Annotated in this window: 20 protein-coding genes and 1 pseudogene; 6 read left to right on the top strand and 15 right to left on the bottom strand. The window is 65.7% G+C overall.

Annotation, left to right across the window (positions count from 1 at the left end; translation table 11 throughout):
• Nucleotide 1: 1 nt before the first annotated feature.
• Nucleotides 2-301, top strand: a complete 300-nt coding sequence (locus GPL20_RS29150) for a hypothetical protein (RefSeq protein WP_157334142.1) — start codon at nucleotides 2-4, stop codon at nucleotides 299-301.
• A 10-nt stretch (nucleotides 302-311) separates the two neighbouring features.
• Here GPL20_RS29150 and GPL20_RS29145 read toward each other — a convergent pair whose 3' ends face one another.
• The 10 genes from GPL20_RS29145 to GPL20_RS39025 form a co-directional block, all read right to left on the bottom strand.
• Nucleotides 312-1,376, bottom strand: coding sequence for a LacI family DNA-binding transcriptional regulator (locus GPL20_RS29145; RefSeq protein ID WP_157334140.1), 1,065 nt, complete (start codon nucleotides 1,374-1,376; stop codon nucleotides 312-314).
• 38 nt (nucleotides 1,377-1,414) lie between these two features.
• Complete coding sequence (locus tag GPL20_RS29140; protein ID WP_157334139.1) at nucleotides 1,415-2,446, bottom strand: succinylglutamate desuccinylase/aspartoacylase family protein; 1,032 nt, start codon at nucleotides 2,444-2,446, stop codon at nucleotides 1,415-1,417.
• Nucleotides 2,447-2,507: 61 nt separating this feature from the next.
• Entirely contained in the window at nucleotides 2,508-2,852 is a 345-nt protein-coding gene (locus GPL20_RS29135) for a RidA family protein (protein WP_018645782.1), read from the bottom strand.
• Between the two features lie 58 nt (nucleotides 2,853-2,910).
• The gene (locus GPL20_RS29130; protein WP_157334137.1) at nucleotides 2,911-3,708 is read right to left on the bottom strand and encodes a transporter substrate-binding domain-containing protein; all 798 of its coding nucleotides are present in this window, start codon (nucleotides 3,706-3,708) and stop codon (nucleotides 2,911-2,913) included.
• 35 nt (nucleotides 3,709-3,743) lie between these two features.
• On the bottom strand, nucleotides 3,744-4,472 hold the full coding sequence (locus tag GPL20_RS29125; protein ID WP_157334135.1) for an amino acid ABC transporter ATP-binding protein: 729 nt from the start codon (nucleotides 4,470-4,472) through the stop codon (nucleotides 3,744-3,746).
• Nucleotides 4,459-5,109: an amino acid ABC transporter permease gene (locus GPL20_RS29120; RefSeq protein WP_157334133.1), complete on the bottom strand. Its 651-nt coding sequence runs from the start codon at nucleotides 5,107-5,109 to the stop codon at nucleotides 4,459-4,461. The genes GPL20_RS29125 and GPL20_RS29120 overlap by 14 nt, the downstream gene beginning before the upstream one ends.
• Nucleotides 5,110-5,119: 10 nt before the next feature.
• Nucleotides 5,120-5,779 carry an amino acid ABC transporter permease gene (locus GPL20_RS29115; RefSeq protein WP_157334131.1) on the bottom strand — a complete coding sequence of 220 codons (660 nt, stop codon included), beginning with the start codon at nucleotides 5,777-5,779 and terminating at the stop codon, nucleotides 5,120-5,122.
• A gap of 10 nt (nucleotides 5,780-5,789) precedes the next feature.
• Nucleotides 5,790-7,085: an amino acid deaminase gene (locus GPL20_RS29110; RefSeq protein WP_157334129.1), complete on the bottom strand. Its 1,296-nt coding sequence runs from the start codon at nucleotides 7,083-7,085 to the stop codon at nucleotides 5,790-5,792.
• Between the two features lie 141 nt (nucleotides 7,086-7,226).
• Nucleotides 7,227-8,066, bottom strand: a complete 840-nt coding sequence (locus tag GPL20_RS29105; protein WP_157334127.1) for a metallophosphoesterase family protein — start codon at nucleotides 8,064-8,066, stop codon at nucleotides 7,227-7,229.
• 69 nt (nucleotides 8,067-8,135) lie between these two features.
• A complete protein-coding gene (locus GPL20_RS39025) occupies nucleotides 8,136-8,762 on the bottom strand; it encodes an acriflavin resistance protein (protein ID WP_167533271.1) in 627 nt (208 codons plus the stop codon).
• Nucleotides 8,763-8,921: 159 nt separating this feature from the next.
• Between GPL20_RS39025 and GPL20_RS29095 the strand changes: the two genes are divergently transcribed.
• Together GPL20_RS29095 and GPL20_RS29090 are read left to right on the top strand one after the other, a co-directional pair.
• A complete protein-coding gene (locus GPL20_RS29095) occupies nucleotides 8,922-9,344 on the top strand; it encodes an MAPEG family protein (RefSeq protein ID WP_157334124.1) in 423 nt (140 codons plus the stop codon).
• A 10-nt stretch (nucleotides 9,345-9,354) separates the two neighbouring features.
• The gene (locus GPL20_RS29090) at nucleotides 9,355-10,656 is read left to right on the top strand and encodes an RsmB/NOP family class I SAM-dependent RNA methyltransferase (protein WP_157334122.1); all 1,302 of its coding nucleotides are present in this window, start codon (nucleotides 9,355-9,357) and stop codon (nucleotides 10,654-10,656) included.
• Nucleotides 10,657-10,865: 209 nt separating this feature from the next.
• Here GPL20_RS29090 and GPL20_RS29085 read toward each other — a convergent pair whose 3' ends face one another.
• The 3 genes from GPL20_RS29085 to GPL20_RS29075 form a co-directional block, all read right to left on the bottom strand.
• Nucleotides 10,866-11,075 (bottom strand): cold-shock protein, encoded by a 210-nt coding sequence (locus GPL20_RS29085; RefSeq protein ID WP_157334120.1) that lies wholly within the window; start codon nucleotides 11,073-11,075, stop codon nucleotides 10,866-10,868.
• 261 nt (nucleotides 11,076-11,336) lie between these two features.
• Nucleotides 11,337-11,669, bottom strand: a complete 333-nt coding sequence (locus GPL20_RS29080) for a DHCW motif cupin fold protein (RefSeq protein WP_157334118.1) — start codon at nucleotides 11,667-11,669, stop codon at nucleotides 11,337-11,339.
• A 157-nt stretch (nucleotides 11,670-11,826) separates the two neighbouring features.
• On the bottom strand, nucleotides 11,827-12,198 hold the full coding sequence (locus GPL20_RS29075; protein WP_157334116.1) for a nuclear transport factor 2 family protein: 372 nt from the start codon (nucleotides 12,196-12,198) through the stop codon (nucleotides 11,827-11,829).
• 155 nt (nucleotides 12,199-12,353) lie between these two features.
• Here GPL20_RS29075 and guaA point away from each other — a divergent pair, with 155 nt between their 5' ends.
• The 3 genes from guaA to GPL20_RS29060 all read left to right on the top strand — a co-directional run bounded on the left by guaA (nucleotide 12,354) and on the right by GPL20_RS29060 (nucleotide 15,429).
• Nucleotides 12,354-13,952, top strand: coding sequence for a glutamine-hydrolyzing GMP synthase (gene guaA, locus GPL20_RS29070; protein WP_157334114.1), 1,599 nt, complete (start codon nucleotides 12,354-12,356; stop codon nucleotides 13,950-13,952).
• Nucleotides 13,953-14,027: 75 nt separating this feature from the next.
• Nucleotides 14,028-14,927: an HNH endonuclease gene (locus GPL20_RS29065; RefSeq protein WP_157334112.1), complete on the top strand. Its 900-nt coding sequence runs from the start codon at nucleotides 14,028-14,030 to the stop codon at nucleotides 14,925-14,927.
• A 103-nt stretch (nucleotides 14,928-15,030) separates the two neighbouring features.
• Nucleotides 15,031-15,429, top strand: coding sequence for an MAPEG family protein (locus GPL20_RS29060; protein ID WP_157334110.1), 399 nt, complete (start codon nucleotides 15,031-15,033; stop codon nucleotides 15,427-15,429).
• 31 nt (nucleotides 15,430-15,460) lie between these two features.
• Here the strand turns inward: GPL20_RS29060 and GPL20_RS29055 are convergent, their stop codons facing one another.
• A complete protein-coding gene (locus tag GPL20_RS29055; protein ID WP_157334108.1) occupies nucleotides 15,461-15,916 on the bottom strand; it encodes a DUF3592 domain-containing protein in 456 nt (151 codons plus the stop codon).
• Nucleotides 15,917-16,159: 243 nt separating this feature from the next.
• Nucleotides 16,160-17,038 (bottom strand): annotated as a pseudogene (locus GPL20_RS29050) (LysR family transcriptional regulator); the annotation flags it as partial.
• Between the last annotated feature and the right edge of the window lie 16 nt (nucleotides 17,039-17,054).

The raw sequence follows: 17,054 nt of genomic DNA, 5'->3' as shown, positions 1-17,054 counted from the left end.
GATGTTAGAGATCGGTATTTTCTGCGTCATTCTGCTGGCCGCCGGCTATTGGGTGGCGATGTTCGTCATGGGCCGCCGCGACGACGTCATCCATGGCAACTTCGTCCACACCGAGGACGAGGGCGATTTGGCCAGGCCCTCGATGCCGGCACCCCCGCCGCCGTTCCCGAAGCGTCCGGTCAAGGCTGGGCAGCCCGCGAAGCAGCCCGTTGCCAATGACCTGGCCGCGAAGCCGGTGAACAGCGAGGCGCTGCAATCCTTGCTCGCCGCGATCCAGCAGGATCTCAAGAGGGTAGCGTAGGCTGAAACGCTCAGACGCTGCCGCGCTCGACCAGGAACAGATCGACCGCGAGCCGCTCTTCAGCTCGTGGCGTGCCGGATAGGCGCGCCAGCAGCAGTTCGCCCGAGACACGCCCGACGGCCGCCGCATCGAACGAGATGGTGGTGAGGCCGGGCGTGATCTGATCGGCCACGTCATTGTCGCCGAAGCCGAGCACGGCGAGATCGCGCGGCACGGAAAGTCCGCGGGCGCGCGCCTCGATCAGCGCGCCGGTCGCGAGCAGATCGTTGGCGCAGAACACGGCATCGACTGGGGCGCCGCGTTCGAGCAGGGTGGTGAAGGCGGCGCGACCGTCGGCCAGTCCCGTGATCTCACCGACACTGATTTCATGGACGATCTCGAGGCCGAGCTCTGCCGCTGCCGCGCGAAACCCGTCGCGGCGCAGCGCGCCGCGGCCGCTGCTGCGCCCGACGAAGGCGACGCGGCGATGTCCGGCCGCGGCCAGCCTTCGCGCCGCCATCGCGCCGGCATCCGCATTGGGCAGGCCGACCAGCATGTCGATGGGGTCGCGCGGAAACGCCCAGGTCTCGATTACCGGGATGCCGAGTTCGAGCAGCGCGGCGCGATTCTCCTCGAGCTCGATCACGCCGGTGAACATCACGGCGGCGGGGCGGATGCCGCGCAGCGACTGGATCATCGCGACCTCCTTGGCATAGGAGTAGGAGGTCTGGCCGACCAGCACCTCGAAGCCTTCGGGCTCCAGCGTGGCGGCGAGGCTGCGCACCGCGAGCCCGAACTGCTGGCTGAGGATGTTGGAGACAAACGCGACGACCACGTTCGACCGGCCCGAGCGCAACGCGCGTGCATGCGGGTTGGAGGCGTAGCCGGTCGCCTCGATCACTGCCAGGATGCGCTCGCGGGTCTCGCGGTTGACCTTCTCGGGATGACGCAGCACCCGCGACACCGTGATCGGTGCAACGCCCGCGCGCTCCGCCACCTCCTCGATGCGCGGCGGCCGTCCGCTCGCGCTGGCGCGGCCGGGCGGCGCAGGTATGCGCACCACGTCGTCATAGCTCGGCTTTGCCGGATCGGTCATCGAATCCTGATCGGTGAAGAAGAGGAGGCTAATCGAACTCAGTCCGCCTTCAAAACCTCCTCGCGGTTCAAGGCCCGGCCGACCTGGACCAGGCAGTCGCCGCTCTGGCTGTCGGTGTGCAGGCGCTGCGAGATCACGATGCCCTCGGCAGGGAAACGCAGCACCTCTTCCGGCAGCTCCGGGCGCTCGAAGTCATGGTACCAGCCGGCGATGTCACCGGCCGCAACGCGCGCGCCGACCATGACCGCGGGCTCGAACCAGCCGCGCCGTGTCGCGAACACTGCCTGCGCATGGCTCTGCAAGGCCAGCAGCTCGGTGGCGCGCTCGACCGGAGCATGCGGCCCCAGCACGGGCGCCTGGACGAGGCCGAGCGCGAGCAGCAGGCGATCGACGGCGCGCGCCGTCAGCGCCATCGTTTGCGGCGTGACGGTGCCGCCGCCGCCGAACTCGCCGGAGAGCCCGATCGCGCCGGCACGCGCGGCCGCCGCCATCGAGGTCGGGGCCGTGGCACCGTTCTCGGCGACGAAGGCGAAGGGCATTCCCAATCCTTCCATCAGGCGCAGCGCATGGCCGAACATCTCGGGCGGTCCCTGCCGCTCGATCAGCGCGCAGGGCACATGCGCCATCGAGGTGCCGCCGGAGTGGATGTCGAACACGACGTCATGCCGCGGAAACAGCTCGTGCTCGAGGAAGTGCGCGAGCCGGAAGGTCGGCGTGCCGCCGGCATCGCCGGGGAAGGCGCGGTTTAGGTTGCCCTCGTCGAGTGGCGAACGGCGGCGCGCCGCCATCACGGCCGGCAGATTGGCGAAGGGCAGGATGGTGATCTCGCCCTTGACGGCGGCGGCATCGAGCCGGCGATACAGCCGCGTCAGCGTGATCTCGCCCTCATATTCGTCGCCGTGATTGCCGGCCATCAACAGCAGTTTCGGGCCGGCGCCGTTCTTGATCCGGAAGATCGGGATCTTGAGCTGGAAGTAGGGGGAGCGATCGATCGAGAAGGGAATGCCGAGATGGCCGGACCATTTCTGGTCCTTCTCGAAGTCGATCTCGTGGAAAAGTCCGGTATGCATGGGAGGCCTCGGGGCCGCGCCGTCGCCGGCGCCGGCCGAAGATTGGAAGAGGACGCGATCTTCAGAGCAGGGCGACCGCGGTCATCTCGACGCGCAGGTCGGGATCGGCGAGACGGGCTTCGACGCAGGCGCGCGCCGGCGGATTGGCCGGATCGATCCAGGCGTCGTACACCGAGTTCATGGTGTCGAAATCGGTGATGTGCGGCAGGAAGACGTTGACCGCGATCAGTTTGGAGCGATCGCTGCCGGCTTCCTTCAGCAGCGCGTCGATCTTGGCGAGCACCTGCTGGGTCTGCGACACGATGCCGGCCTTGCGGTCATCCGCAACTTGACCTGCGATGTGCACCATGCCGCCGGCGGCGACGGCCTGGCTCATGCGGGAGCCGACGACGTAACGTTTGATCATGTTGGATTCTCCTCGTGAAGGTGGGGCTCCCGCGACCGGCACGGGAGCCCTCTGAAACTTACAGCGTCGGCAGCGACTGCTCTTCCTTGAACCACTTCAGCTGCAATGCGCCGAGCTTGCCGTTGAGCTTGTTGGTGAAGATGTCGGTGTTGATCCAGTTGAGCAGGTTCTGCTCGCCCTGGCGCACGCCGACATGAGCGGGCGACTGGCGGATCAGGAATTTCAGCTCGACCTCCTTGGTCGGGTTCTGCTCCTGCACCTTCAGCGCGATCGCGCTGTTCTCCGCAAACGTGTCGGCCTGGCCGGCGAGATAGGCGGCGAGGGCCGCCGGCGTGTCCTCGAAACGCACCAGCTTCACCTTCGGGGCGTTGTCGGTGAGCCAGACGTCGAGCGTCGAGCCCTTGGCCACCGCAACGCTGCGGCCGTCGAGATTGTCCGGCTTCTTGCCGGTCGCGGCAGGCAGCGACTTGGCGCCGTAGACGCCGAGATTCACCACCGCGTAGGGCTGCGAGAACATCACCTGCTGGGCGCGCTCGGGCGTGGCGCCGAGCCCCGCGATCAGCATGTCGATCTTGTCCGACAACAGGCTCGGGATGCGGGCTGCGCCGGTCACCGGCACCAGCTCGAGCTTCACGCCCATGTCGGCGGCGATCAGCCGCGCGAGATCGGCGTCAAGACCTGCGATCTCGCCCTTGTCGTCCTTGAAGCCCCAGGGCGCCGCGTCGGTCAGGATGCCGACGCGCAGCTTGCCCGAACCGAGCACGTCCTGGAGCTTGTCGGCGTGAGCGGGGTTCGGTGCAGCGAGGACGGCAAGCGCCGTGGCGGCGATCGCAAAGAGGGACTTCAATTGTCTCATGGCTCTCTCCTGGTGACGGATGGGGTGGGCGATGTTCATTTCGACGACGCGATGAAGCTTGCGAGCTCGGGTGTTTCAGGGTTGGCGAACAGCTTGGCCGGCGGTCCCTGTTCCCAGACGCGGCCCTGATGCATGAAGACGATGCGGTTGGCGACGTTGCGGGCAAAACCCATCTCGTGGGTGACGAGGATCATCGTCATGCCTTGTTTCGCCATCGCCTCCATCACCTTCAGCACTTCGCCGACGAGTTCGGGATCGAGCGCAGAGGTCACCTCGTCGAACAGCATCAGGTGAGGGGCCATGGCGAGGCATCGCGCGATCGCGACGCGCTGCTGCTGGCCGCCGGAGAGCTGCTCGGGCCAGGCGTCGATCTTGTCGGCAAGGCCGACGCGGGTCAGCACGTCCTCGGCGAGTGCACGGGCTTTCGCCTTCTCGATGCGGCCGGTGAGGAGCGGGGCCAGCGTGATGTTGCGCTCGACCTTCAGGTGCGGGAACAGGTTGAAGGCCTGGAACACAATGCCGACGCGCTGACGGAATTTCTTGAGGTCAGGCATCCCAGCGTGGACCTTCTGGCCCTCGACCCGGATCTCGCCGGAATCGACGCTCTCCAGCGCATTGATGCAGCGGAGCAGCGTCGACTTGCCCGAGCCCGAGCGGCCGATGATGGTGACGATCTCGCCTTCCTCGACGTCGAGCGAGACGCCCTTGAGCACCTCGACCTTGCCGAACGTCTTGTGCACGTCACGGATTTCAACGAGAGCCATCGAGGCGGGCCTCCAATGAGCGGGACCAGAGCGTGAGCGGCAGGCACAGCGCGAAATAGATCGCGGCGACGAGCGCGTAGGTGAGCAGCGGCTGGAACGTCGCCGCACTCACCACCTGGCCGGCGCGGGCAAGCTCGACGAAGCCTAGAATGGAGGCGAGCGAGGTGCCCTTGATGAGCTGCACCAGGAAGCCGACGGTCGGCGGCAGCGACAGCCGCAGTGCCTGCGGCGCGATGATGTGGCGGAATTGCTGCCAGGCGGAGAGGCCGAGGCAGGCGCCGGCCTCCCACTGCGCCTGCTTCACGGCCTCCAGCCCGCCGCGCCAGATCTCGCCGAGGAAGGCGGCGGTGTAGAGCGTGTAGGCGACGGTCACGGCGATGATCGCGGGGACCTGGATGCCCAGGAAGACCGGCATGCCGAAATAGAAGAAGAACAACAGGCCGAGCAGCGGCACGCTCTGGATCACCTGGATGCACGCCGCCATTGCCCAGCGCAGCCCGGCAAAGCGGCTGATGCGGCCGAGCGCAAGCCCGAGCGCCAGCGGCGCGCCGAAGGCGCGCGCGAGCACGACGAGCGCGACGGTCCAGCGTAGCGCAGTGAACAGCGAGACGAAGTCGATGAGGGAGAAGGATCGCATCGCTTGCCCCTCAGCGCCGCCGCGGCCAGCGGAAGGCGACGGCGCCGATGATGGCGAACAGCGCCTTGAACGACATCGCCATCGCGAAATAGACGGCGCAGATCACCGCATAGACCTCGAAGCTGCGATAGGTGCGGCTCTCGATGAAGCCGGCGACGTGGAACAGCTCGTCTGCCGCGACCTGCGAGGCGAGCGAGGTGCCAAGCAGCAGCAGCACGAACTGGCTGGTCACGGCCGGATAGGCGTTACGCAGCGCCGGCGGCAGGATGATGTGGCGAAACACCTGCCAGCCTGACAGCCCGAGGCAGGCACCGGCCTCGACCTGGCTGCGCGGAATGGAATCGAGGCCTGCGCGGATGATCTCGACCGAATAGGCGCCGAAATAGAGCGACAACGCCACGCAGGCGGCCTCGAACGCCGGAAGCTTCAGGCCGAAGGTCGGCAGCACGAAGAAGACGATGAAGATCTGGATCAGCGACGGCGTGTTGCGGAACAGCTCGATGTAGAAGCGCACCAGCCAGCGCAGCTGCGTGATGCGGCCCTTCAGCGCGACCGCGCCGGCAATGCCGATCAGAAGGCCGCATACCGCCGAGATGACCGTCAGCTCCAGCGTGACGATGGCGCCGTCGATGAGCTGGTTCTGATAGCGCCAGAGCGGCAGGAAATTCATCGCGCCGCTCTCAGCCGAACTGCGTGGGGAGGGCGCGCGTCACGATGCCGTCGGCGTCGAGCGCGAGGATCACGCGCCAGCGGTCGAGGCAGGTGCAGGGATGCGAGATGCCGAAGGCGATGATGTCGCCGACCGCAAGCGGGCTATCGGGTCCAACCGACAGGAACGCATGCTGATCGTTGAGACGGGTGACCGACAAGGTCTCAGCGAGCCCTTGCTGCGCGACGCCGTCGCGGAAGGTGCGCAGCGGCACCGGCAGGCCCTGGTCGAAGGAGGCATCGCGCATACCGAAGCCGGCGATCGCAAGGCCTGCTTCCGGCCGCGACAGCACCTCGGCCCAGAGCGTGAGCGCGGGCCGGAAACCGTCCGCCGCCGAGTGCCGGGCGCCGTCGATGACGAGCCCGCCGCGGCGGTCGAGCTCGGCGAAGGCGCGGGCATAGATGCCGTGATCGGCGAAGAACAGTGCGCCGGAGCGCAGAAGAACGGTGGCATTGCCGTCGGCCTGCGCGACCGGGGCGAGCGCCCGCGTGACGATATCGAAATAGGCCGAGCCCCCGGCGCTGATGATCAGCGGCCGACCCGGGGCAGCAGCGCGCACCAGTGCGAAGGTTTCGATGGTGCGCGCCATCAGCGCGGCGATCGCGCGCATCGTCTCATCGGTATCGGCTGTCGCGGCCGCGCCCTCATAGGTGGCGACGCCGCCGAGCACGAGCCGGTCGGACGCGAGCACCGCGGCGATCGTCGCTTCGACCGCGGCACGGTCGCGCGCGCCGGCCCGGCCCGCGCCGAGCTCGACCAGCACGGACAATTCGTTGCGCCCCGCAATCCGCGCCGCCTCGACGAGCGCTGCGACGGCCGCCGGCGAATCCGCGAAGGCATGAAATTCGACGTCGGGATAGGTGCTCAGCAACGCGCCAAGCCGCCGGCCGGACGCAAGCCCGCCGATCTCATTGGCCAGCAGCAGGCGGCGTTCGCCATCGGCGAGCAGCACTGCGACCTGCTGGATGTTGGCAACGGTCGTGCCCCAGGCGCCGGCTGCACGTAGCGAGCGGGCGAGTTCCGGCGACATCGGGGTTTTCGCATGGGGCGCGACCGCGACGCTGGCGCTCGCGCACCAGGCCAGAAAGAGGTCGCGGTTGGCCGCAAAGGCGGTCTCGTCGAGGGTGAGGGCGGGCAGCGCAAGGTCGCCGCGCGCCGGTGACCAGCGCTGGCTGCCGATGTCCGCGGCGGATAGGCCATCGACCAGGGGAATGCCCCGCGTGGTCGTTGAAAGACGTTGGCTATCCCACCGGGACAAGAACTGCATCGTTGCTCCGTCTGCGGCCCTCGACCGCTGAAGGAACGATAAGTGGTAATGACAACGTTGTCATTAGCGAGTTCTAGCCATTTTGGGGGCGAAATTGATGCAATGAGGTATTCAGGTAGGGGGCGATGCTGACAGATTGGGCTAGTGCTCGCCCATCTGGGCGAGGATCTCCTCAATATCGATATCGCGCTGCCCCGCCGCCTTGACGTGGCGGACCTCAAAACCGTCGCGCTGGAAGCGATATTCCACGAGCCCGACTTCCTTGATCGCGATCCGGTCCTGGCGCTGGTCGTTGATCTTGAAGCCGGTCGACGGCGCCCAGACGTGGCGGGTGTGGCGAAAGGTGAAGTCGCGCCGCTGGTGCACGTGGCCGCTGGCGATGAGGCGCAGATCGACGCGCGCAAACATCTCGATCAATCGCGCGCGCGCCGGCTGCGGCACGTAGCGGATCGAGGTCTCCGGCGTCTCAGGATCGTCGGGCAGGTTGAGGAACACCGGCTTGTGCAGGAATAGCGCAACCGGCTTGCCGTCAATGCGCGCGATCTCCTGGGACAGCCAGTCGAACTGCTCGGCCTCGAAGGCGAGCCCTGAATTCAGCACCAGCGAGTTGAGGCCGATGAAGCGCCAGCCGGCGGCCTCGAACGACCAATGGTCTTCGCCGATGATGTCGCAGAACTGCCGGCGGTGCGCTTCCTCCACCGGCGGCTTCGGTGCAGGCCCGATCGCGGTCGGATTGTCGCCGATGTCGTGGTTGCCGGGGAGGTAGCGGCAGGCGATGGGGAGGGCGTCGTGCAGGCTCCTCGCGAACTCGACATCGTCGCGGCTGGTCGGCCCGTCGAAAGAGACGTCGCCGGTGTTGATGACGAGATCGGGCCTGTCAGCGTCGATGTGCTCGCAGACGCGGTGGAAGTTGGCGATCAGGCCGGGGAAGCGTCGGCCGAGATGCGTGTCGGAAATCTGCGTGAGGCGAAATTCGGACATGCGATCATCTTACGCGCTGGCGCGCGTCGGAACGATGACGGCGCGGGCATGGATCGCAACGAACAAAGTTTAAAGCACGCGATAGCGGATCGTGTAGGCGTCCTGCGGGGCGACGCTGCCGGCCAGCGGCGAGGCGATGCGGTCGGCGAGGTGCCAGGGGCCGAACTGCTCGGCGCGATGCGGCTCGGCCGGCAGGCGGAGGCGGAATTCGAACGTCCCCTTGCCGGGCAGGTTCACCACCAGCACGCGGTCCGCGGTGCGGTGGTTGAGCGCGACCGCGCCGCGCAGCAGCGCGCGCCCGTCCGGAACCTCGCGCACACCGCCGACCAGCGCCAGCGTCTGGTTCCGGTCGGTATGCAGCTCGACCTGGGCGTCGGACACCGCCGTCAGCATCTCCCTGGGCATGCGGATCTCGAATTCGACCGCAGGCTTGGAAGGGTTGAGGCCGAGATAGGCCAGGGCGGCGTGGCGCATGTCGTAGGCGGCAAAGGCGAACAGCACGAGCGCGGCGAGCGCCGCGATTCCGTGCCTGACGACCTCGCGCCAGGTCACGTAGATCATCCGGTAGCTCATGCGGAGGTAGACCGTCATCGCCAGCGCGACCGCTAGCGCGGCGGCGATACCGGCCAGCGCCGACATCAGGATGCCGAGCTGACCATCGGCGGAATAGGTCAAAAGGCTGGACAGGGTGTTCATGGCGGTATCTCGCCCCGGCCCCGGAGAGGGCCAAAATCGCTTTAACTATCGGGCGTTGGTCGCGAGATCGGGAACGCCGGTTCAACTGGTTGATTGTCAGGACGAGGAGCGGCGGCTAATGGACGGGTCCGGCGGCTGCTGCCGGATGGGAAAACTCAGATGTCCGTTCAAATGGTCTTGCTGCCTGTCTTCGTGCAGGTCGGGCTCACCTTCGCGCTGCTGATCGGCATGGTGCTGGCGCGCCGCAAGGCGCTGGTCTCGGGCGAGACGAAAATCCGCGACATTGCGCTGGGCGAGCCGAACTGGCCCAAGGGCGCCACACAAATCGCCAATTGCTACCGCAACCAGTACGAGCTGCCGGTGCTGTTCTACGCGCTGATCGCGCTGGCCATGCCGCTGCGCCATGCCGATCTCTTCATCGTGCTGATGTCCTGGGTGTTCGTGGTGACGCGGTTTGCCCATGCCGGAATCTTCGTCTCCTCGAACGATCTCGGCCGGCGCTCCACGGTCTGGCTCGCCGGCGTGCTGGTGCTGCTGGCGATGTGGATCTACTTCGCGTTGAAAATGCTGTTGCTGGTTTGAAAGATTTGAAATGACTCCTGCTGCCCGGCTGTCCGCAGCCATCGAACTCATCGACACCATCGAGAAGGACCGCGTGCCCGCGGCCAAGGCGCTGAAGGAGTGGGGCACCGCACACCGCTTTGCCGGCTCCGGCGACCGCGCCGCCATCGCGGGCCTGGTCTGGGACGTGCTGCGCCGCTACGCCTCGAGCGCGTTCCTGATGGATTCCGACACCGCACGGGCGCGGCTGATCGGCATGCTGCGCCTCGAACGCGACATGGACACGGCCACCATGGCCGCGATGTTCGACGGCAGCCGCTTTGCGCCCGCGCCGCTCACGGAGGCCGAGCAGGCTGCGCTCGCCTCGCGTTCGCTCGACGATGCCCCGGCCGCGGTCGCCGGCGACTATCCGGAATGGCTCGATCCGCACTTCGCAAAAGTGTTCGGCGAGACCCGCGCCGCGGAAGCCGCCGCGATGGCGAGCCGGGCCCCGCTCGATCTGCGCGTCAACACGCTGAAATCCAATCGCGACAAGGTGCTACGGGCGCTTGCTCATCTTCATGCGAAGCCTGCGCCGTGGTCGGCAACGGGTCTCCGCATCGAGCTTTCGGCCGATGCGCGCAACCCCGGCATCCAGGCCGAAGAGGATTTCATCAAGGGCGCCATTGAAGTGCAGGATGAGGGATCGCAGCTTGCGGCCCAATTCACCGCGGCAAAACCCGGCGAGCAGGTGATCGATCTCTGCGCCGGCGCCGGCGGCAAGACGCTGGCGCTCGCCGCCCTGATGCAGGGCAAGGGCCGCCTGATCGCCACCGACCGCGACAAGCGGCAACTGGCTCCCATCCACGAACGGCTGTCGCGGGCCGGCGTCCACAATGCCGATGTCCGCACGCCCAAGGGCGAGGCCGATCCGCTCTCCGACATCCGCGCCTCGGCCGATCTGGTCGTCATCGACGCGCCCTGCACGGGAACCGGAACCTGGCGCCGCAACCCCGATGCCAAATGGCGGATGCGGCCGGGCGCGCTGGAGATCCGCCTGCGCGACCAGGCCGAGGTGCTGGAGCGCGCCGTGCCGCTGGTGAAGGCCGGCGGCCGCATCGCCTACGTCACCTGCTCGGTGCTGGCGGAGGAGAACGGCGAGCAGGTGAGGGCGTTCATCGCCCGCCATGGCGAGTTCGCAGTCGTCCCGCCCGAGCAGACCGCGAGCGTGCTCTGGGACAAGGCGGAGGCCTTCGCCGACGCGGCGCTGCAATCGCCGGAGGGCTGGCTGATGACGCCGCGGCGGACGGGGACGGATGGATTTTTTGTTTCGGTCCTGCGGAAGGCGGGCTGATTACTCCGCCGTCATTCCGGGGCGCCCGCAGGGTGAGCCCGGAATCCATCGCGCGGCAGTCGTTGGGTTCCATGGATTCCGGGTTCTCGCTTCGCGAGCCCCGGAATGACACCCAAAACAAAAGCCCCGCGAACCGGATCCCGGTCGCGGGGCCTTTGTTGGTTGCGCTCTGCCGGTACGTCCGTGGTCAGAGCGCCGTGCGCTGGCGATTAGCCGACGCGGAGATTGTCAGCCGAGGACTTGCCGCTGCGACGGTCAGCGACGACGTCGAACGAGACCTTCTGACCCTCGTTCAGGGTCGAAAGGCCGGCGCGCTCGACGGCGCTGATGTGCACGAACACGTCCTTCTGGCCGTCATCCGGCTGGATGAAACCATAACCCTTTTGGGTGTTGAACCACTTCACGGTGCCCATAGCCATGGGAATTTCCTTTGTTAGAGAGAGTACGCACGCGGACCGGTACGCAGCATTGCGCCCATGATCCTGATCAGTCGATGTTTGGGGAAATCATCTGAAGCGTGCGCGCCCGTCAGCAACGAAGCGAAGCGGCCCAGTCGTTCGGCCAAGTATCGATGATCACAATATAGCGAGATATTGGGGCCACTTCAAGGCACCACCCGTGGACCGGAGTGTCGCGCTGGTTTACTATTTTGCGGTGCAAATTTGCCGCTCTCGCGCGTCTTAGTCGACGATGAAGAGCGTCGCCCCCGTCACTGTCGAGGACCGGTGCGCGACGTCGCCGAAATCCGAGACCTGGTAGCTCATCCCCGCCGTCAGCTTGAATTTGCGCCCGTCGCGCAACTCGGAGCAGAGCTCGCCCTCCAGCACGTAGAGCACGTGGCCGCGGTCGCACCAATGGTCGGCGAGGTAGCCCGGCGAATATTCGACCATCCGCACCCGAAGATCGCCGATGTTCAGCGTCCGCCACAGCGCCTCGCCGGTCTCCCCGGGATGCGCGGTCGGGGTGACCTTGCTCCAGTCGGTCACGGTGAAGGGCGAGGCGGGGAGTTTCATGGGGATGTCCTGTCTTGGCGCCGGCAGCGCCGTTGTTAGCGCACGCGCTTGCCACAGTCTCCGTCATTGCGAGCGCAGCGAAGCAATCCAGAACTGTATCCACGGCGGCAGTCTGGATTGCTTCGTCGCAAGAGCTCCTCGCAATGACGCGGATAGGCTAGTGCGCCAGATGATTCGCCGATCCCTGCACGATCTTTCCCTCGGCATTCACCCGCAGGTATTCGCAAATCCGCTTGCCGCGCTCGTTCTCGTAGAACACCACGACGCTGTCGGGGCTCACGAACAGATCGATCAGCGAGAAGTGCAGGTTCGGCACCAGGGCGAGCGCCTTGCCCCAATAGGCGCGAAGCGCGTCCTTGCCGCGCACGGTGCCGCTGGCCTCAAACCCCAGGAGCGGAATACGGTCCGAGGTCATCACGGCCGCCTCGTCATAGAGCGTGAGCACACGTTCGAGGTCGCGCGCGTTCCAGGCCTCGACCCAGGTGCGGCCGAGCGCGGCGAGTTCTGCTGGCTGATGATGCTGTGACATGGGGCGTTCTCCCCTGATCGGCCCCTGTTTCAGGCGAGGGGCTAAATTAGGTCAATAATACTTATCTATATTCCATTTGTCCATGTCCAAAGAAGAATGTGGGCGCGCAAGCCTGCGCGGTTGCGGGCCGCGGCATGGTCGCGTATCTGCTTGCCATGACAGCAGCACAGAACGACCGCTCCGCGTCGACGCCCTCGGTGGCCTCGGCGCACGACAAGATTCTCATCGTCGACTTCGGCAGCCAGGTGACGCAGCTGATCGCGCGCCGCGTGCGTGAGGACGGCGTCTATTGCGAGATCGTCCCGTTCAACAAGGCCGAAGCGGCCTTCGACGAGATGAAGCCGAAAGCGGTGATCCTCTCCGGCGGCCCCGAGTCGGTGCATGAGGCCGGCTCGCCCCGCGCCCCGCAGGCGATCTTCGATTCCGGCGTGCCCGTGATGGGCATCTGCTACGGCCAGATGACCATGGCGGCCCAGCTCGGGGGCGAGGTCGAGGGCGGCCATCACCGCGAATTCGGCCGCGCCGACGTCGAGGTGAAGGCAAAGAGCAAGCTGTTCGAGGACGTCTGGACGCTCGGCGGCAAGAACCAGGTCTGGATGAGCCATGGCGACCGCATCACGAAAATGCCGCCGGGCTTCTCCGTCGCCGGCACCTCGCCGAACGCGCCCTTCGCGATCATCCAGGACGAGACGCGCAAGTACTACGGCCTGATGTTCCACCCCGAAGTGGTGCACACGCCCGACGGCGCCAAGCTGATCCGCAACTTCGTCCGCAAGATCGCAGGCCTCACCGGCGACTGGACCATGCGCGCCTTCCGCGAGGAGGAGATCGCCAAGATCCGCCAGCAGGTCGGCAAGGGCAAGGTGATCTGCGGCCTCTCCGGCGGCGTCGATTCAGCAGTCGCCGCCGTGTTGATCCACGAAGCCATCGGCGACCAGCTCACTTGCGTCTTCGTCGATCATGGTCTGCTCCGCCTCGATGAAGCCAAGACCGTGGTCGACCTGTTCCGCCACCACTACAACATCCCGCTCGTGCACGTGGATGCCTCCAAGCAATTCCTCGGCGAGCTCGAAGGCGTCACCGATCCCGAAACCAAGCGCAAGACCATCGGCCGCCTCTTCATCGAGGTGTTCGAGCAGGAGGCCAAGAAGATCGGCGGCGCCGACTTCCTCGCGCAGGGCACGCTCTATCCCGATGTGATCGAGAGCGTCTCCTTCACCGGCGGCCCCTCGGTGACGATCAAGTCGCACCACAATGTCGGCGGACTGCCCGAGCGCATGAACATGAAGCTCGTCGAGCCCCTGCGCGAGCTGTTCAAGGACGAGGTGCGCAAGTTAGGGCGCGAGCTCGGCCTTCCCGAAATCTTCGTCGGCCGCCACCCGTTCCCGGGCCCGGGCCTCGCCATCCGCTGCCCCGGCGACATCACCCGCGACAAGCTCGACATCCTGCGCAAGGCCGACGCCGTCTACATCGACCAGATCCGCAAGCACGGCCTCTACGACGAGATCTGGCAGGCCTTCGCCGTGCTGCTCCCCGTCAAGACCGTCGGCGTCATGGGCGACGGCCGCACCTACGACTACGTCGTGGGCCTCCGCGCCGTCACCTCCACCGACGGCATGACCGCGGACTTCTACCAGTTCGACATGAAGTTCTTAGGGGAGACCGCGACGCGCATCATCAACGAGGTGAAGGGCGTGAACCGGGTGGTGTACGACGTGACGAGCAAGCCGCCGGGGACGATTGAGTGGGAGTAGGGGGTGGTGCCTCCTCGATGTTCAGAATCGCTCCATCGGGGGGCGACTTGTCGGAGGGGCGGCGTCGCATAAATTATGGGATTGGGGGTATTCATCCATCGATTGGATTCGATTTACGAAGACAGCCCCGCTGAACAGTATCAATTTCCCCGCCAGTATCTCCGCCGTGTTGAAGCCTGCATCGGTGATTGGATAATCTACTACGAACCAAGCAAGGTGGCCGAGACGCGCGGCTACTTTGCGATGGCTCGGGTTCAGCAGGTTATTCCGGACCCAAGCGCGTCGGGGATGTACCTCGCTCTGATCGAGCCCGGAAGCTATCTCGATTTTGCCAACCCGGTCCCGTTCAACGGGGCGACTGGTCCCGTGGAGCGCGGGGTCCTGAATGAGCAGGGACGAATTTCAGGACGTGCTCAATCGTCAGTCCGCCCGATCTCTCCCGACGATTTCAATAGAATATGCGAACTTGGTTTGGCGGAGAATGCGCCGCTGCTTCCGCGGCGCGATGACGATGTCCGATCGCTCGACCTCGGCGAGGAGCAGGCGCCGTTCAGGCTAGAACAGCAGCGCGACCGTGTTAGCCTGACAGTATCGAGAGTTTTGCGCGATCGAGTGTTTCGCCGCATCGTGCTCCGTGCCTATGATGAGCGCTGCGCAATTACGGGGCTAAAGCTCATCAATGGGATGGGGCGCGCTGAGGTCGCGGCCGCTCACATACGGCCGGTCGAGGCAAATGGCCCAGACATCATCAGCAATGGCATCGCTCTTTCAGGTACCGCGCATTGGATGTTCGATCGCGGCCTCATTGGCCTGGCGGACAATTTGGAAATCCTGATCTCGCGTCAGACGAATGATCTGGATGGTGTCCGATCGATAATCAACAAGACCGGTCGCGCGCTTGAGCCGAAGAGGCTGTCGGATCGGCCGCATCCACATTTTCTGAAGTGGCACCGCGAGCATTGTTTCAAGCAATGAGCGTGGCCCGCACGATGGGTAGAGCGCAACGAAACCCATCGTGCTCAAGGGGGCGGCCTGCTGAGATCGGCCGCTCGCATTTTGAAGGAGGAGACGAGATCGCATGAGCTTCGAACTCATGATGTTGGCTGCGGCCACCGTTTGGGGCTTCCTTCAACTCGTCGCCGCCGCGCAAGCCGCGAACGCGCAGTACGGCCTCAGCTGGGCTGCAAGCCCGCGCGATGGCGAGATGCCTCCGCTCAGACCGATCCCCGGGCGCATCAACCGCAACTTCCGCAATTACATGGAGACGTTTCCGTTCTTCGCCGCAGCGGTCCTCGTTGCGCAGGCGGCCGGCGTTCACAATGAGCTGACCCATTGGGGGGCGATCGCCTATATCGGCGGGCGCATCGCGTATAGCGTGCTTTATGTGTCCGGCGTTCCGCTGGTCCGCTCTCTGTTCTGGAACGTCGCGGCCTTTGGCATGCTCGCAGTGCTGGCTGCGCCTTTCCTGCCGCACTGACGCTCGTGCGTGCACGTCCTCGGGCTACCGCTCACTTGACGACAAAAATTGCGGTCAGCGGAAGCCCGGCGATGAAGGTCAGCACCGCGATGTAGAGCAGCTTTGCGATGGGACGGCCGGCTTCGCGCACCCGGCTGGGTTTGGCCGGATCGTAGTCCACCTCGACCGTCGCGCCGATCCGGCGCGTGGTGTCGTTGCAGCTGAGGTCCGAGGTGAAGGTGAATTCCCGCCCCGATGTATCCCTGAAGCGGATGATCGGCCGATCGGGGGAATCGTCGCCGGGATCGATGCCGACGATCGTGCCGGTGGTGCGGCGACCTCGGCGCAGGACGACGATGTCTCCATAGAGGTGGATGAACAACAGGGTCGCAAAGCCCGCGGCGACCAGGAAGAAGTAGGTCTGGGGGACCGATGGATTGAGCCCGACCAGTCGCGCCGCGGCCTGGAACGGCGTCAGCGCCGCCTCGAACAGGGCGGAGACGTTCATCCAGAAACTGGTCCAGGCCTGCTGCAAGGTCGCTCTTCAACCTTCAGGATGGGACGGCATCCTCCATCCGCCTGCAGTTCACCTAGATCAACCGCTGTGCCCGCGCCACTTGTCCTGCCTGCTTCGGTTAAGGACAGGTGACGACGGGCCCGCTGATGCAGCGCAGCCCGGCAATCCTTTGTCAGCACGTCGGCGGGGCCGCAGTTCGTATTCGCCGCCAGCCCCGCACCCAACCTGTTTTCCCGAGAGACGCAGCGCGTTCACCAGCGCGGACAGTGCAGCAGGTTGATGCTGACGACTGGGATAGTACATGAAGAAGCCGGGAATTGGCGGCGTCCAGTCTTCCAGGACACGGACGAGCCGCCGCTTGGCGATGTCCCCTGCGACCTGCTCTTCATAGACCAGACCAAGGCCAACTCCGGCGAGCGCCGCCTCAATCACCAGGTGAGTGTCGTCGATGACGAGCGGGCCGTTCACGCTGATCGTGACCGACTTCCGCCCGCGCTCGAACTCCCATCGATATGGACCGCCCGGAAGGCGCAGCGTGATGCATCGATGGTCGCCGAGATCCGTCGGCTTTTGCGGGATGCGTCGTGACGCGAAATAGCGGGGCGATCCCACGACCGCCAATCGCAAGTCCGGCGTGACGCGCACCGCGATCATGTCTTTTTGAATGTACTCGCCGAGCTGAATGCCGGCATCGAACTCGCCTGCGACGAGGTCCACGGGACCCGTGACGGTGACAACGTCAAGAACGATGTCGGGGTAGGCATCGGCGAATGCCGCGAGCCGCGGCAACATGACCATCACGGCGGCCGAGCGCGACATCACAATGCGAAGGCGGCCCGCAGGCCGGTGCCGAAGGCTTCGGGCCCTGTCGAGGGCAAGCGTGATCTGTTCGAGTGCCGGAGACAAATCCTTCAAAAGCGCTGTCCCTGCAGCGGTTGGGGCAACGCTCTTCGTTGTCCGGGCGAGAAGCCGCAACGCGAGCCGCTGCTCGAGCCCCCGGATCGTGTGGCTCAGCGCAGACTGAGACACCCCCAACTTTGCCGCGGCCCGGGTGAAGCTTCGCTCACGGGCGACCATCGCAAATGCGGCGAGTTCGTTCAGTTCGCTTCTCATGCTTTATGAATTATGC

The sequence above is a fragment of the Bradyrhizobium cajani genome (genome assembly GCF_009759665.1).
In the GTDB taxonomy this organism is placed as follows: domain Bacteria; phylum Pseudomonadota; class Alphaproteobacteria; order Rhizobiales; family Xanthobacteraceae; genus Bradyrhizobium; species Bradyrhizobium cajani.
The sequence above is the reverse complement of the archived record's forward strand: the minus strand, read 5'-3'. Positions and strand labels throughout refer to the sequence as shown.

Coding starts and splice junctions, on each gene's coding strand:
- GPL20_RS29150 (WP_157334142.1), top strand. CDS start 2: ATGTTAGAGATCGGTATTTTCTGCGTCATTCTGCTGGCCGCCGGCTAT.
- GPL20_RS29145 (WP_157334140.1), bottom strand. CDS start 1,376: ATGACCGATCCGGCAAAGCCGAGCTATGACGACGTGGTGCGCATACCT.
- GPL20_RS29140 (WP_157334139.1), bottom strand. CDS start 2,446: ATGCATACCGGACTTTTCCACGAGATCGACTTCGAGAAGGACCAGAAA.
- GPL20_RS29135 (WP_018645782.1), bottom strand. CDS start 2,852: ATGATCAAACGTTACGTCGTCGGCTCCCGCATGAGCCAGGCCGTCGCC.
- GPL20_RS29130 (WP_157334137.1), bottom strand. CDS start 3,708: ATGAGACAATTGAAGTCCCTCTTTGCGATCGCCGCCACGGCGCTTGCC.
- GPL20_RS29125 (WP_157334135.1), bottom strand. CDS start 4,472: ATGGCTCTCGTTGAAATCCGTGACGTGCACAAGACGTTCGGCAAGGTC.
- GPL20_RS29120 (WP_157334133.1), bottom strand. CDS start 5,109: ATGCGATCCTTCTCCCTCATCGACTTCGTCTCGCTGTTCACTGCGCTA.
- GPL20_RS29115 (WP_157334131.1), bottom strand. CDS start 5,779: ATGAATTTCCTGCCGCTCTGGCGCTATCAGAACCAGCTCATCGACGGC.
- GPL20_RS29110 (WP_157334129.1), bottom strand. CDS start 7,085: ATGCAGTTCTTGTCCCGGTGGGATAGCCAACGTCTTTCAACGACCACG.
- GPL20_RS29105 (WP_157334127.1), bottom strand. CDS start 8,066: ATGTCCGAATTTCGCCTCACGCAGATTTCCGACACGCATCTCGGCCGA.
- GPL20_RS39025 (WP_167533271.1), bottom strand. CDS start 8,762: ATGAACACCCTGTCCAGCCTTTTGACCTATTCCGCCGATGGTCAGCTC.
- GPL20_RS29095 (WP_157334124.1), top strand. CDS start 8,922: ATGTCCGTTCAAATGGTCTTGCTGCCTGTCTTCGTGCAGGTCGGGCTC.
- GPL20_RS29090 (WP_157334122.1), top strand. CDS start 9,355: ATGACTCCTGCTGCCCGGCTGTCCGCAGCCATCGAACTCATCGACACC.
- GPL20_RS29085 (WP_157334120.1), bottom strand. CDS start 11,075: ATGGCTATGGGCACCGTGAAGTGGTTCAACACCCAAAAGGGTTATGGT.
- GPL20_RS29080 (WP_157334118.1), bottom strand. CDS start 11,669: ATGAAACTCCCCGCCTCGCCCTTCACCGTGACCGACTGGAGCAAGGTC.
- GPL20_RS29075 (WP_157334116.1), bottom strand. CDS start 12,198: ATGTCACAGCATCATCAGCCAGCAGAACTCGCCGCGCTCGGCCGCACC.
- guaA (WP_157334114.1), top strand. CDS start 12,354: ATGACAGCAGCACAGAACGACCGCTCCGCGTCGACGCCCTCGGTGGCC.
- GPL20_RS29065 (WP_157334112.1), top strand. CDS start 14,028: ATGGGATTGGGGGTATTCATCCATCGATTGGATTCGATTTACGAAGAC.
- GPL20_RS29060 (WP_157334110.1), top strand. CDS start 15,031: ATGAGCTTCGAACTCATGATGTTGGCTGCGGCCACCGTTTGGGGCTTC.
- GPL20_RS29055 (WP_157334108.1), bottom strand. CDS start 15,916: ATGAACGTCTCCGCCCTGTTCGAGGCGGCGCTGACGCCGTTCCAGGCC.